Consider the following 13245-nt stretch of genomic DNA (forward strand, 5'->3'; position numbering starts at 1 on the left):
AAATGAAAGCGATAGGTATTGAACAGTACGGCGGACCCGAGGTCCTTATTCATAAGGATATCGAAGTACCTCAGCCAAAAGAAGGCGAGGTGCTCGTGAAGGTCAGGTGCGCCGGCATCAATTTCATGGACATTCATACGCGGCAGGGCAAGTACAAGACGTCACGGACGTATCCGGTGCGTCTTCCGTGCACGCTCGGCATGGAAGGCTCCGGCGACGTGGCGAAGCTGGGTGCGGGCGTTACATCGTTCGATCTTGGTGACCGCGTGGCCTGGTGCATTTCGTGGGGCGCATATGCAGAATACGCCATCGTTCCCGCCTCGCGTCTAGCGCATATCCCGGATTCCATTGCCTACGATCTGGCCGCGGCCGCGATCTTCCAGGGCTCGACGGCGCATTATCTGATCGACGATGTGGGGCAGATCAAGGCAGGCAGCACGTGCCTGATCCATGCGGCATCGGGTGGTATCGGCCAGTTGCTGGTGCAGCTCGCGAAGCGTCGCGGCGCGACCGTTTTCGCGACAACCAGCAGCGAGTCCAAGGCCGAGGTCGCGCGCAAGCACGGCGCCGACCACGTGATGCTCTACGACAACGGACGCTTCGCCGATCGCGTGCGTGAAGCAACGGACGGCAAAGGCGTGGACGTGGTGTACGACGCGGTCGGCCGCACCACGCTGCGCGACAGCTTTCGTGCGACGCGCGTTCGCGGTCTCGTTGTCAATTATGGGTCGGTGGCGGGGTCGCTGACGGACCTCGATCCTATCGAGCTAGGCGAAGCCGGATCGTTGTTCCTGACGCGTCCACGGCTGGCCGATCATCTCGCCGATGCCGAAACCGTCCAGCGCCGCGCGAGCGACGTATTTGCGGCGCTTGCCGATGGTTCCCTCACGATCGGCATCAGTGGCCGCTATACGCTCGACAACGTCGAAGAGGCGCATGCGCAACTGGAAGAACGACGCCAGCTTGGCAAGTCCGTAGTGATGATCGGATAGCCGCACGCGTTTGACATTTTTTATCGGCGCTACGTAGCTCGGCGCGATGCATCCCTAAAGAAGGCTCCTCCATGTCCTCACACGCAATGTCTGCCGGCGAGTCGAAAGCCAAGGCGGTTTTCCGCGTCGTCAGCGGTAACTTCCTCGAAATGTACGACTTCACGGTCTACGGGTATTACGCCTCGGCCATCGCCAGAACCTACTTCCCGGGCGGCAGCGAATTTGCATCATTGATGCTCGCGCTTTCGGTGTTCGGCGCCGGTTTCCTGATGCGGCCGATCGGTGCCATCGTGCTCGGCGCGTATATCGATCATCACGGTCGCCGCAAGGGCTTGATCCTCACGCTGACCCTCATGGCGATAGGCACGGCCTGCGTTGCCTTCGTGCCCGGGTATGCCACCATCGGCATGCTGGCGCCGGTTCTCGTGCTCACGGGGCGCTTGCTGCAAGGGTTCTCGGCGGGCGTGGAACTGGGCGGGGTATCGGTGTATCTGTCCGAGATCGCGACGAAAGGGAACAAGGGCTTTTTCTGCGCGTGGCAGTCGGCCAGCCAGCAAGTCGCGGTGGTGGTCGCGGCGTTGCTCGGCGTGATCCTGAATCAGGTGGTCTCGGCCGAACACATGAGCACATGGGGATGGCGCGTGCCGTTCCTGATCGGTTGCCTGATCGTTCCATTCGTTGTGTATATCCGCCGGTCGCTGAAGGAAACCGATGAGTTCATCGCCCGCAAGCATCATCCGGCGATCAGCGAAATCATGAAGTCGATGGTGCAGCATCGCAGGCTGGTGCTCGCGGGCATGGGCCTCGTGATCATGACGACCGTCTCGTTCTACATGATCGCCGCCTACACGCCGACGTTCGGCAAGGAAGTGCTCAAGCTGTCGTCGCGGGACGCGCTGCTCGTGACAGTATGCGTGGGTTTGTCGAACTTTTTATGGTTGCCGATCTCCGGCGCGGTGTCGGATCGCATCGGACGGCGTCCGGTGTTGCTGACCTTTACTGTCCTCGCAGTTCTGACGGCTTATCCGGCGGTTCAGTGGCTGGTCGCCGAACCTTCGTTCGGACGTTTGCTCGGGGTCGAGTTGTGGCTGTCGTTTCTTTACGCCTGGTACAACGGCGCGATGATCGTGGCGCTGACCGAGATCATGCCGGCCGAAGTCAGGACCACGGGGTTCTCGATTGCATACAGCCTTGCATCGACGGTTGGCGGATTCACGCCGGCGATCTCCACCTACCTGATTCACGTGACGGGAAACAAGGCCGCGCCCGGCATCTGGATGGGGCTCGCGGCGGCTTGCGGGCTGGTGGCGACGTTGGTGCTCTACCGGACGGCGCAGGCGCGCAGGCAATATAAACTCGCGTAATGTGTTTTTCCCTTTGGGGCGCATGCCGCGCCTCGGGGCAAAAATTCACGAATAACGCGGTGACCGTAATGAAGCTACTGCTGGTCGAGGACAACGAGCAACTCGCTCACTGGCTCGCTAAAATCCTGGAAGACGATGGTTTCGTGCTCGATCGCGTGAGCGACGGCGATGCCGCAGACCGGTTCCTGCGCACCACGCGCTACGACGTCGTGCTGCTGGATCTGAACCTGCCGAACCTGTCGGGCAAAGGCGTGTTGCGGCGCTTGCGCGAACGCGGCGACGACACGCCTGTGCTGATCCTCACGGCAAGCGGTTCCGTCGACGAAAAAGTGATCTGCCTGAGCGCCGGCGCGGACGACTACGTGGTCAAGCCATTCGACGCACGCGAACTGGTTGCGCGCGTCAAGGTGCTGGTACGGCGCCAACTGCCGTCGCGCTCGAACAGCGTGCGTTGCGGCGATCTTTCCTACGATATCGACCGGCGGCAATTTTCGGTTTCCGGCGAGACGCTGAACCTGACGCCACGCGAACACGCCGTCCTCGAAACGTTGATCCTCAAGGCCAGGAAGACGGTATCGAAACCGATGCTGGCGGACTCTCTCGGCAGTTCGTCCACTCATACCAGCGAAGACGCGATTGAAATCTACGTGTCAAGGCTGCGCAAGAAGCTCGAAAAAAGCACCGCGACAATCATCACCCTGAGAGGTCTGGGTTACCTCTTGCAAGCCGGCGACGATGACGAATAGCCTGCGTTTGCGCTTGCTGCTGTGGCTGCTGTTGCCGCTTACGGTGTACGTGTTCGCGGCCGGGTTCATGGCGCGTGAAAGCGCGCAGAAAACGGCGAGCCTGATTCAGGACAACGCGCTCCTTGCGTCCGCCCGGGTCATGGCAGGCGATGTCAAATGGGACGACAGCGACCTGCACGCCGACATCTCGCCGAGCGCCATCGAAATCCTGAGTTCGCCCTATGGCGACCGCGTGTTTTTTCGCATCCGGGTGATCGACGGTCCTCCGATTGCGGGAACGTCCGATCTCGAGCAAGTCGAGCCGGCCACGTCGCCGGGATGGTATGACACGCAAGTCGATGGCCAGCCGGTGCGCGCGGTATCGATCATTCGCCCCATGTATGACTCGGGCGAGAGCAAGCGCATCCTGGTGTCGGTCGGCAGGACCGAGCTGGAACGCGACGCGCTCGCGGCCGACCTGTGGCGGCCGCAATTGCTGCATTTCGCGGAGATCATCGGGATTGCCGTCGTGCTGGTGTGTGTGGGCCTGACCTTCGAATTAAGGCATTTGATGGCCTTGACCAAGGACGTGCGCGATCGCGCGCCGAGCGAGCTCGTCCCCTTGCGTTCGGCGCATCTGCAAAGTGAATTGCGGCCTATCGTCGATGCCATCAATCAATGCATTGCGCGCATCGAGCGTCAGACGGCCATGCAGCGCCGTTTCATTTCCCATGCCGCACATCAGTTGCGAACGCCGCTGACGCTGCTCGGCGCACAGTTGCAATATGCGCGCCGGCATGACGATCTTGCGACGGTCAAGGAGACCTTGTCGGCCATGCACAAGAGCAACGGCGCACTGGTTTCGTTGACCAACCAGTTGCTTTTGCTGGCGCAGGCCGAGACCGCAGACTACAGTCATTTCGAAGGTGAGTGTGTCGACCTGCGCGAAGTCGCGACGACGGTCATCGAAGAATTGGCGCTGCTTGCGGAGCGTCGCGAGATCGAGCTCTCGGCGCAGCTCGCCGACAACACGTTCCTGCTGGGCAATGCGCGCCTGCTGTCCGTGCTGGTTTTCAATCTCATCGATAACGCCATTCGATACACGCCGCCATCAGGACACGTTTCGCTTCTGATCGAGCGGCGTGACAAGTCGATCCTGCTGCTCGTGACCGACGATGGTCCGGGCATTCCAGCCGATGTTCGCGACCGTGTATTCGAGCCTTTCTTCAGAGCGTCTGCCGAGGAGGGCAGTGGACTGGGTCTTGCCATCGTGCGAGAGATCGTGCGGGCGCATCGTGCGCAAATTCGCATGGACGATGGTCCTGGCGGGAAGGGACTTGCCGTGCACATCGAATTTTCAGCTTGAGGGGCAGGAAGTCGCACAAGAAAAAACGCGCGGACTCGATGGCCGCGCGTTCGTTGTACCAGACGAAGGCTTTTCAGCGCGTCAGCTTTCTTCAGCCCACGCCATGTTTTCCCGCGCCATCAATGCCGACGATGCCGCCGGTCCAAACGTCCCCGCCGTATAAGTACGTGGACGATCGTTCAGTTCTTTCCAGCCATCCAGAATGGGTTCGACCCACGCCCACGCCGCTTCGAGTTCGTCACGGCGCATGAAGTGCGTCAGGCGGCCGCGCATCACATCGATAAGCAAACGCTCGTACGCTTCCGCGCGACGCTCGGTGAACGCCTGTTGCAAATCGAGGTTCAGGTTCACGGGCAGCATATGCATGCCGCTGCCGGGTTCCTTCGCGAGCATTTGCAGCTGGATCGATTCCTCGGGTTGCAACTGGATGATCAGACGGTTGCCGTAATTACGCGGACCGCTCGGGATGATCGAAAACGGCAGGTCGGCGAATTCGATCACGATTTCCGATTGTTTCTTCTGCAACCGCTTGCCGGTACGCAGGAAGAAGGGCACGTTCGCCCAGCGCCAGTTGTTGATATGCGCGCGAATGGCCACGAAGGTTTCCGCGCGGCTGTCCGCCGGCACGTTGTCCTCTTCCATGTATCCCTTCACCGGCTCGCCGCCGATCGCGCCCGGGCTGTACTGGCCGCGCACGGTGTCGCGGGCAATATCGGCGACCGTCATCTTGCGCAGCGAGCGCAGCACCTTGAGCTTTTCATCGCGTACGGCGTCCGGATCGAGCGATACCGGCGGCTCCATGGCCACGATGCACAACAGTTGCAGCAAGTGGTTCTGCACCATGTCGCGCAACGCGCCGGTCTGGTCATAGAAGCCCGCACGGCTGCCGACGCCCACTGTTTCGGCCACGGTGATCTGCACGCTCTTGATGTACGGCGCTTGCCACAATGGTCCGAAGATCGCATTGCCGAAGCGCAGCACCATCAGGTTCTGCACCGTTTCCTTGCCGAGATAATGGTCGATGCGATAAATCTGCGCTTCGGCGAAATGACGTCCCACGGATGAATTGATCGCCTGTGCCGACGCGAGATCATGGCCCAGCGGTTTTTCCAGCACGACGCGCGAGTTTGCGTCGACGAGACTGGACGCCGCGAGGTTGTCGCAGATGGTCGTGAAGAGTTCCGGTGACGTCGCGAGGTAAAACACGCGACACACGTCCTTGCGCGCCACTTCAGCGAGGTTCAGATAGTCGCCCGGCTGATCGATGTTGATGCGCACGTATTCAAAGAGGCTCAGGAACGTGTCCCACGATTGCGGGTCGAGCGCTTTGGCGTCGACGAACGGTTTCGATTGTTCCTGCACGAACTGTACGTACTGCTCGCGCGACCAGTCACGGCGGCCAATGGCGATGATGCGTGTTTGCGGGGGCAGGTTGTCATGCAAGTGCGCCATATACAGCGCGGGCAGAAGCTTGCGTGCGGACAGGTCGCCGGCGCCGCCGAAGATGATCATGTCGACCGGAAGGTCGGGCGCAGCTGAAGGAGTTTGAGTGGTCATGGCGCGTAGGGAATCGCAGGTTGATGCAGTCAAATTTGCGCTCTGTAAGAGCGGCCTTTTACGACGCTGAGTATGTCGTTATACCAGTTACGCCTGGATCGGGCTTTTATGGCAATGTTGAAGGCGGTGTACGTAATACCGTAGCTTGCCGGATGAATATTTCAAGAATACGAGAGATAAAGCGTCCGGGCGGTCGGGATAAGCGCTTCGGTTCCGGCTGTGCAGACCAGTGTAGGTAGACGGGCCGACCTTGGCAACCTGCTTGCGATTCGAGCGGACTCGCATACGGTTGGCCGTGCGCGCCCGCAGAAAAACACCTTAAATCCAGCCGCTTTCCCTGAATACGTCAAGCACCTTGTCGAGCGTGGGAACGATTGCATCGGGGACGTAATCGGGCAACAGCGTCCGGCCGGTTCGCCGGTCGACCCAGATGCATCGGAAGCCGATTTCACGCGCGGCCGCGTGGTCCAGATGCGGACTCGCGCAGATATGAACCACGTCGTCCTTGCTGACTCCCAGCGCCCGGTATGCATGATTGAAAATGACAGGCGAGGGCTTGTACGCGCCCGCCTGCTGCGCCGTGATGACCCGGTCGATGCACCCGTCCAGTTGCGCCACATTGCCGGCGATAATGTCGTCGTCCGTATTGGAGACGATGCACAAATTGAAGCCTGCATCCTTCAGCGCCTGGAGCGTCGCGACCACTTCCGGAAACGGCGGCATGGCAGAGATGCTGCCCGTAAGCACTTCGATATCCGATGCTTGCGCCGGCAATCCCAGTTCGGTCATCGCAAGCCGCAACCCGTCGCCTGCGACTTCACGAAACGAGCGATGCGGTGTTAGCTGCTCCAAGTGATGCTCGTGCCGGTCATATACATCGATCAGTTCATCGACGTCCGTTCCGCTTTCACGCTGTTTCGCGAGGATCGTCGAAACTGCGGCGCGCAGGCCCTCGTCCCATTGGATCAGCGTGCCGTAGCAGTCGAAGGTCAGCCAGATTGGCCGCGATGTTTGCTTGAGGTTCATTGTTTGGGTCCGTGGTCCAGGAGATCGACTTGAACACAGTTTCGAGTTTGGTGGTTCAGCTTGCAAGCGCGTTGCATTAGCCTCGGAAATACCGGATGCGCCCGTCGCCGATATGTTCGTATCTAAAGGCGAGATCATCAAGGCCTGCAAGAAGCGATCTGCAAAATTCGCCGAGCCCTTGAAGCCTGCCTGTCAGGGCTCGGCGCAACTTCCTCAAGCCACGAAATATCCGTAGGGCGCATCGAGAAGCGGTGCCGGCACTTCCTCTGCGCACGGACGGTCTCATGGCCGAACTCTTTAGGTAGAAGACCCATTCTCGTTGGGTGCCGCTTGCAAAATCAGTCGCGCGTACCAAAAACATTTTCGTCATAATCACGAAAATCGCTCAAGCAGTCTTTGCAATAAAGCTGTGTACTTTCAGTTGTCTTGGCCCAATGATCAAACTCGATGACCTGCTTATCTTCGTGACGGCCGCAGACAGCGGCAGCCTGTCGGCGGCCGCGCGTCAACTCAATTTGACGCCGTCGGTGGCAAGTGTCGGGCTCAAGCGGCTGGAAACGGAACTGGGCGTCAGGCTGCTCGCGCGTTCGACGCGCAGCTTGCGGCTTACACCGGACGGCGAGCGCTATCTGCAATACGCCCGCAATGTCATGGGCGAAGTTGAGGCAGGGCGGCATGCGGTGGCGCGAGGCCGCAAGGCGATAGGAGGGACGGTATCGTTATCGATTCCATCCGACCTTGGACGCCACAAGCTGGCGCCCTGGCTCGATGAATTCCAGGAAAAACATCCCGACGTCACGCTGCAGATGCGGATTGGCGATCGTGTCACCAACATGTTCAGCAACCCCGTCGACCTTGCGGTCCGATATGGGACGCCCGAGGATTCAACGCTGATTGCATTGCCGTTGGCGCCGGAGAACAGGCGGGTGTTGTGCGCGTCGCCCGCGTATTTATCGAAGCATGCTTACCCGCTCGTCCCCGAGGACTTGCTCAAGCATAACTGCCTGCGCTTTTCGCTAAGCGATACCGTTCATGACCATTGGACGTTTTATTCCGATGGCGAACCGGTGTCGGTGAATGTACGCGGCAATCGCAGCAGCGATGACGGAGAACTGGTCCGCCGATGGGCGGTCGCCGGACAGGGTCTCGCGTATAAATCAAGAATCGATGTGCTTGCCGATCTGCGTAGCGGCGCGCTTCAGGCTTTGTTGACCGAGCTAGAAGGCGAGAGCGCGCCGCTGAGCCTTGTGTGTGCGCATCGGCTGATGCTTTCTCCCACGATCAACGCATTGCGCGATTTCTTGCAACAGCGGATCGCGCTTTATTTAGCGGGACCCGCCTGAAGCAACTTGTTCAAACCACTGCCGCCAGCCCCAGCGTGAAGATCAGCGCGGTCACGGAGATGATCGTCTCGCAGACGGTCCACGTCTTGAAGGTCTGCGTCACCGTCATGCCGAAGTATTCCTTCACCAGCCAGAAGCCACCGTCGTTGACATGCGACAGGATCAGCGAACCTGCGCCCGTTGCAAGCACCAGCAGTTCGGGGCGTACGCCGGTCGCGGTCGTTGCGGCCGCTGCCGCTATCGGCGCAATGATGCCCGCCGCGGTGGCCATGGCGACGGTGGCAGAACCGGTCGCTACGCGAATCAGCGCGGCCACGAGCCATGCAAGGATCAGGAGCGGCACGTGCGCACCGGTCGCGACATCCACGATCGCCTTTGAGGCACCGCTGTCGATCAGGATGCGGCCGAAGCCCGCACCTGCGCCCACTACAAGCGTGATGCTTGCCGTAGGTGCGAGACACTCGTTAGTGAATTTCAGAATCGAGTCGCGATTGAAGCCGCGTGCGGAGCCGAACGTATAAAAGCTCAACAGCACTGCGAGCAGCAGCGCCATGTCTGGATGACCGATCAAACGCAACACGTTGTTCAGTGTCGACTTGGCCGGTGCGATCAAATCCGCCCAACTGCCGATCAGCATCAGCAACACAGGCAACAGAACCGTCAACAGCGTGATGCCGAAGCTGGGCAATTTCTGCGCGGCACGTGCTGCGTCCTGTTCGATGAACTGCTTCGCCATCGGGTTGACGCCTTCCAGCACGACGAACTTCGCGATCAGTTTTGAGAACAACGGACCCGCAATGATGGCCGTGGGAATGCCGACGATCAGCGCGTAGAAAATCGTATGCCCGATGTCCGCGTTATACGCGGTCACTGCAAGCAGCGCGGCGGGGTGCGGCGGAATCAGGCCGTGCACGACTGAAAGACCCGCGACCATCGGAATCCCGACGCGGATCATCGACGTGCCGGTGCGTTGCGCGACGTTGAACGCAATTGGAATCAGCAGCACGAAGCCGACTTCGAAGAATACGGGCAAGCCGACGAGAAACGCGATACACATCATCGCCCAGTGCACATTCTTCGGGCCGAACAAATCGATCAGCGTGCGGGCAATGCGTTCGGCGCCACCGGACTCGGCCATCATCTTGCCGAGCATGGTGCCCAGGCCAACGACAATCGCAATGTGTCCGAGCGTCCCGCCAACGCCGGTCTCGAATGACTTGAGAATCGACGTCATCGGCATCCCGACGGCAAGCGCGAGCGCAACCGACACCACCATCAACGTAATAAACGGATTGAGCTTGAAACGCGCAATCAGCACGACCAGCGCGATAATCGCGATCAACGCGTAGACAAGTAACAGACTTCCCTGGACAGTCGCCATGGAGGCTCCAAGATATCGATCGGAGGAGGGCCGGGCCAAGCGGAATGCATGGCCCGGCGTGCTGGATTAGAACTTGTGGCGAATGCCTGCGACGGCCACGATCTGGCCGTTGTTGCTCGACGGATTCGTGACGCCTTCAACCCAAGCCTTCGCGCCGGACGAACGCTGGTAGATGCCGTTCAGATAAACATCGGTGGTCTTCGACAGGAAATACTCGCCGCCCAGTGCGAGCTGGTTGTAGTGCGCATTCGCCGCCGTGGCCGAACTGCTGTTCTGGCTCGTATAGATATAGCCGAGTGACAGCAACGTGGCCGGCGTGAACTGATAACGCACGCTTGCTTCGTAGTTCGCGAAGCGCAGGCTGCCGCCCGTCAGCAGGTCGAAGTGCGAGTTCGTATAGAGCAGCGCGACCGTCGCCGGTCCGAATGCATAGGCACCGCCCGCGCCCCAAACCTGGTTGCGCGCGACGTTGCTGATGATCGACGAGCTGGTGCTGTAGTAGTTGTCGGACGGCGCCGCACCGGCCGTGTTCGATGCAGGACGATTCACGAGCGAGTAAGCGGCATCGAGACGAACGGGGCCGGCAGCATAGTCGGCGCCTACGCTCCATGCACGGTTGTTCGCGAAGTCGCCGGCGGTATTCGAGAACGCGTACATGGCATTCGCCGTCAAACCGGCAATCGTGGGCGTGGTGTACTTGACTGCGTTGCTCGTGCGATACGTGTTGTTCAGGTCGTCATTGTCATAGATGGCGTTTCCATACTGGCTCAGCGCGCCGACGCCATTGATCTGCAGGTTCGACAGGTAATCCTGCGCGCTGTTGTACTGGCGCCCAAGCGTGATCGATCCCGCTTTGTTGTTGCTCAGCGCCACCCATGCGCTGCGGCCGAACATGCGTCCGCCCTGACCCGATGCACCGGATTCGAGACTGAAACCATTTTCGAGTTTGAACGACGCCTTGTTGCCGCCGCCCAGGTCTTCAGTGCCCAGCAGACCCCAGCGTGAACCCTGGACGTTGCCTTGCGTCGCCTGATAGGCGCTGCTGCCTTTTTGATTGTTGGTGTAGGTGAAGCCTGCATCCACGATACCGTAGAGCGTCACACCGCTTTGCGCAAAAGCGGCATGCGCGAAGCTTCCGGTCACGGCGACGGCGATCGCCGTGCGAAGAATCTGCTTGTGCATCTGGGTTTCCTCTGGTCGAAAGAAGGCGCCCGCCGATGAATTTTTGTTATCTTCGGAAGGCGTAAGGATTACTAAGCGTGCAAAGTGAAACAACGCCGGAAATCAATCCGGCGCAGCGGTCATACAAAGAAAGCGTGAAAAAAAAGCTCAGTCCGGCCAGTTGCGTCCGGAAAGACGCCGTGCATCGCGTTGATGGAACGGTGTGATCAAAGGTTGCGCTGCGCGTTGTGCGCGCTCGAGCTCTGCAAGCAGGCGTTCAAGAACGATACGTTCCTGTCCAGAATGCAGATTGCACGGATCGATAAAAAAGAAATTCAGCTCGGCTTCATGGTCGCGAACGATCACGGGAATGCTGCCCGCCGGAGGATGCGACAGGGCATCGGCGAGATCCCATGCACTGATACGCGCGTCGCGTGAATCGATGGAAAGCTTCAGGCGGTCGAGCGGATTGCCGGTCGGATCGGCATCGATTTCAGCGCGGATGCCGGGACGTCCGGCGAGGCCGGTGATCCACAGATCGAGGTAAGTGCGCTCGCGTGCGCGCACCGCCGCATGATCGCGATGCTGCCATTGTTCAAGCGCGGCGATCGCGCCCGCGATGCCTTCCTTGCCAACCTTCATGCCGCGGCCTATGCCGCCATTCTGGAAATACGCGGCACGTACCAGCGTTTTTTTGCCTGCCACAATCCCGGCAGTCAAACCGCCGAGAAACTTGTGCGCCGAATACAGCACGAGATCGGCGCCGGCCGCGATGAAGCGCGTGAGGTCGTACTCGGAAGCTGCATCGACAATGACCGGCACGCCCTTCGCATGCGCTTCGGCGATAAACTCTTCGAGCTGGATCAGCCCGAACTGCACGGTGTGGTGCGAGACCACGTAAAGCGCTGCGGTAGTGCGTTCGGTGATGGCCGATGCGAGCTGGTACCCATGCGCTTCGGTGGCGGCGCCCACGGGCACGACGCGGGCGCCGGCCAGGCGGATCGCCTGATCGATGGGTGCGCCATAATTGACGAGGTGGCCCGTCTGGATGACGACCTCGTTGCGCAGACCGCTCGTGTCGGGAAGACGCTCGATCAGGCCGACGTCGTCGCCGGTCATGGTCGCGGCAATGGTGAGGGTGATCGCCGCTGAACACGACGCCGTCACGTAGCCGCTTTCGCTGCCGCAAGCCTGGGCGATCGCGGCCGATGCCTTGCGCTGCAAATCATCGATCTCGACGAACTGCGGCAGGATCGAAGCCACGGCTTCAATGACCGGCTGCGCCACGATGGACGCGCCAAGACTTGTCATCGTGCCGTTCACGTTGATGACCGGGCGCAGACCCAGGCGAGAATAAAAATCCATCGTGCGGCTCCTGATGTTCCTTTATTATGGAACATATGTTGTAATTGTGTATTAGATTAGCATACGATCTGCCTGCGTCAACTAGACAAAAACAATCAGCCTGAAGGAGCGCAATGACCCGCAAGCCCCGTGAACCTGACGCGGATGTGGCATCAGCCGGTACGGATGGCGCCGCCCCGCGCACCCGCATGAGCGCGATCGATCGTGCAGTGCAGATCTTCGACGCGTTGCAGGAAGCCAACAGGCCGACCACGGCGTACGAGATCGCGCGCATTGTCGGTGCGCCGCTTTCCACCGTGTATTCGATCATCAACGACCTGGTCGAGAAAAACCTTCTCGCGCGCACGCCGGAGGGCGCCATTTGGCTCGGCTCGCGCTTGTATGGCTATGGCTTGACCTATGCGAGTTCGCTCGACTACCTTGCGGTCGCGCACGAAGAAATGAACCGGCTTTCGGCGCACGTCGGCGAGACGGTGCAGGTCTGCGGGCTCGAAGAGGGAATGATGGTCGTGCTGCAAATGGCTGAAGGGCCGGGGCATTTCCGGGTGACATCGCGCGTGGGTAGCCGTGTGCCGCTCAACTGGACCGCGTCCGGTCGGTTGCTCGTCGGACATCTGCCAGACGCGGAACGTGTCGCGTATTTTGCTCGGCATGCGAAATCATCTCCGACTGCACGCGCCGAAACGCGGCCCGATGTACTCGCGCGCATGGCCCGCGAAGCGCTCGACGCGCGCCTGTCCATTCAGATCGGCGAGTCGGATGCTTCGGTTGCATGCCTTGCTGCGCCGGTACTGGATCAGGCCGGCGATTGCGTCTTCACCATATCGATCGTGATGCCCGAAGCGAAAGCGCTTCAGAGTACTGAACAATTCGGCGATGAGCTAAAAGTGGTTGCCTCCCGCATTGAAACGCGCCTCGGCTGGCATCGGCGCGCAACTGAATTCGTGGCTTGAGCGCCGGTTGTC

At 60.2% G+C, this 13245-nt stretch carries 11 protein-coding genes; 6 read left to right on the forward strand and 5 right to left on the reverse strand.

Annotated elements, in window-relative coordinates; all coding sequences use genetic code 11:
• The first annotated feature begins 2 nt into the window (after window positions 1–2).
• From AXG89_RS22295 to AXG89_RS22310, 4 genes are all read left to right on the forward strand, one after another.
• Window positions 3–992, forward strand: a complete 990-nt coding sequence (locus tag AXG89_RS22295) for a quinone oxidoreductase family protein (protein ID WP_062172437.1) — start codon at window positions 3–5, stop codon at window positions 990–992.
• Window positions 993–1063: 71 nt separating this feature from the next.
• Window positions 1064–2356 carry an MFS transporter gene (locus tag AXG89_RS22300; RefSeq protein ID WP_062172438.1) on the forward strand — a complete coding sequence of 431 codons (1293 nt, stop codon included), beginning with the start codon at window positions 1064–1066 and terminating at the stop codon, window positions 2354–2356.
• Between the two features lie 68 nt (window positions 2357–2424).
• The gene (locus AXG89_RS22305; protein ID WP_062172439.1) at window positions 2425–3102 is read left to right on the forward strand and encodes a response regulator transcription factor; all 678 of its coding nucleotides are present in this window, start codon (window positions 2425–2427) and stop codon (window positions 3100–3102) included.
• Window positions 3092–4447 carry a sensor histidine kinase gene (locus AXG89_RS22310; protein WP_062172440.1) on the forward strand — a complete coding sequence of 452 codons (1356 nt, stop codon included), beginning with the start codon at window positions 3092–3094 and terminating at the stop codon, window positions 4445–4447. The genes AXG89_RS22305 and AXG89_RS22310 overlap by 11 nt, the downstream gene beginning before the upstream one ends.
• Window positions 4448–4528: 81 nt before the next feature.
• Here the strand turns inward: AXG89_RS22310 and zwf are convergent, their stop codons facing one another.
• Together zwf and AXG89_RS22320 are read right to left on the reverse strand one after the other, a co-directional pair.
• Window positions 4529–6004 (reverse strand): glucose-6-phosphate dehydrogenase, encoded by a 1476-nt coding sequence (gene zwf / locus AXG89_RS22315; protein WP_062172441.1) that lies wholly within the window; start codon window positions 6002–6004, stop codon window positions 4529–4531.
• 318 nt (window positions 6005–6322) lie between these two features.
• Window positions 6323–7030: a haloacid dehalogenase type II gene (locus AXG89_RS22320; protein ID WP_062172442.1), complete on the reverse strand. Its 708-nt coding sequence runs from the start codon at window positions 7028–7030 to the stop codon at window positions 6323–6325.
• A gap of 434 nt (window positions 7031–7464) precedes the next feature.
• Between AXG89_RS22320 and AXG89_RS22325 the strand changes: the two genes are divergently transcribed.
• A complete protein-coding gene (locus tag AXG89_RS22325; protein WP_062172443.1) occupies window positions 7465–8373 on the forward strand; it encodes a LysR family transcriptional regulator in 909 nt (302 codons plus the stop codon).
• A 10-nt stretch (window positions 8374–8383) separates the two neighbouring features.
• Here AXG89_RS22325 and AXG89_RS22330 read toward each other — a convergent pair whose 3' ends face one another.
• The 3 genes from AXG89_RS22330 to AXG89_RS22340 all read right to left on the reverse strand — a co-directional run bounded on the left by AXG89_RS22330 (window position 8384) and on the right by AXG89_RS22340 (window position 12280).
• Window positions 8384–9754 (reverse strand): GntT/GntP/DsdX family permease, encoded by a 1371-nt coding sequence (locus AXG89_RS22330; RefSeq protein ID WP_062172444.1) that lies wholly within the window; start codon window positions 9752–9754, stop codon window positions 8384–8386.
• 66 nt (window positions 9755–9820) lie between these two features.
• Window positions 9821–10936 (reverse strand): porin, encoded by a 1116-nt coding sequence (locus AXG89_RS22335; RefSeq protein WP_062002736.1) that lies wholly within the window; start codon window positions 10934–10936, stop codon window positions 9821–9823.
• A gap of 147 nt (window positions 10937–11083) precedes the next feature.
• Window positions 11084–12280 carry an aminotransferase class V-fold PLP-dependent enzyme gene (locus AXG89_RS22340; protein ID WP_062172445.1) on the reverse strand — a complete coding sequence of 399 codons (1197 nt, stop codon included), beginning with the start codon at window positions 12278–12280 and terminating at the stop codon, window positions 11084–11086.
• A gap of 113 nt (window positions 12281–12393) precedes the next feature.
• Here AXG89_RS22340 and AXG89_RS22345 point away from each other — a divergent pair, with 113 nt between their 5' ends.
• Window positions 12394–13233: an IclR family transcriptional regulator gene (locus AXG89_RS22345; protein ID WP_062172446.1), complete on the forward strand. Its 840-nt coding sequence runs from the start codon at window positions 12394–12396 to the stop codon at window positions 13231–13233.
• The last annotated feature ends 12 nt before the right edge of the window (window positions 13234–13245 follow it).

Source organism: Burkholderia sp. PAMC 26561, assembly GCF_001557535.2.
Taxonomy (GTDB): Bacteria; Pseudomonadota; Gammaproteobacteria; order Burkholderiales; family Burkholderiaceae; genus Caballeronia.

Excerpts from the sequence above, each read along its gene's own strand:
- AXG89_RS22305 (WP_062172439.1), top strand. The coding sequence starts at position 2,425 with ATGAAGCTACTGCTGGTCGAGGACAACGAGCAACTCGCTCACTGGCTC.
- zwf (WP_062172441.1), bottom strand. The coding sequence starts at position 6,004 with ATGACCACTCAAACTCCTTCAGCTGCGCCCGACCTTCCGGTCGACATG.
- AXG89_RS22330 (WP_062172444.1), bottom strand. The coding sequence starts at position 9,754 with ATGGCGACTGTCCAGGGAAGTCTGTTACTTGTCTACGCGTTGATCGCG.
- AXG89_RS22300 (WP_062172438.1), top strand. The coding sequence starts at position 1,064 with ATGTCCTCACACGCAATGTCTGCCGGCGAGTCGAAAGCCAAGGCGGTT.
- AXG89_RS22325 (WP_062172443.1), top strand. The coding sequence starts at position 7,465 with ATGATCAAACTCGATGACCTGCTTATCTTCGTGACGGCCGCAGACAGC.
- AXG89_RS22335 (WP_062002736.1), bottom strand. The coding sequence starts at position 10,936 with ATGCACAAGCAGATTCTTCGCACGGCGATCGCCGTCGCCGTGACCGGA.
- AXG89_RS22320 (WP_062172442.1), bottom strand. The coding sequence starts at position 7,030 with ATGAACCTCAAGCAAACATCGCGGCCAATCTGGCTGACCTTCGACTGC.
- AXG89_RS22345 (WP_062172446.1), top strand. The coding sequence starts at position 12,394 with ATGACCCGCAAGCCCCGTGAACCTGACGCGGATGTGGCATCAGCCGGT.
- AXG89_RS22295 (WP_062172437.1), top strand. The coding sequence starts at position 3 with ATGAAAGCGATAGGTATTGAACAGTACGGCGGACCCGAGGTCCTTATT.
- AXG89_RS22310 (WP_062172440.1), top strand. The coding sequence starts at position 3,092 with ATGACGAATAGCCTGCGTTTGCGCTTGCTGCTGTGGCTGCTGTTGCCG.
- AXG89_RS22340 (WP_062172445.1), bottom strand. The coding sequence starts at position 12,280 with ATGGATTTTTATTCTCGCCTGGGTCTGCGCCCGGTCATCAACGTGAAC.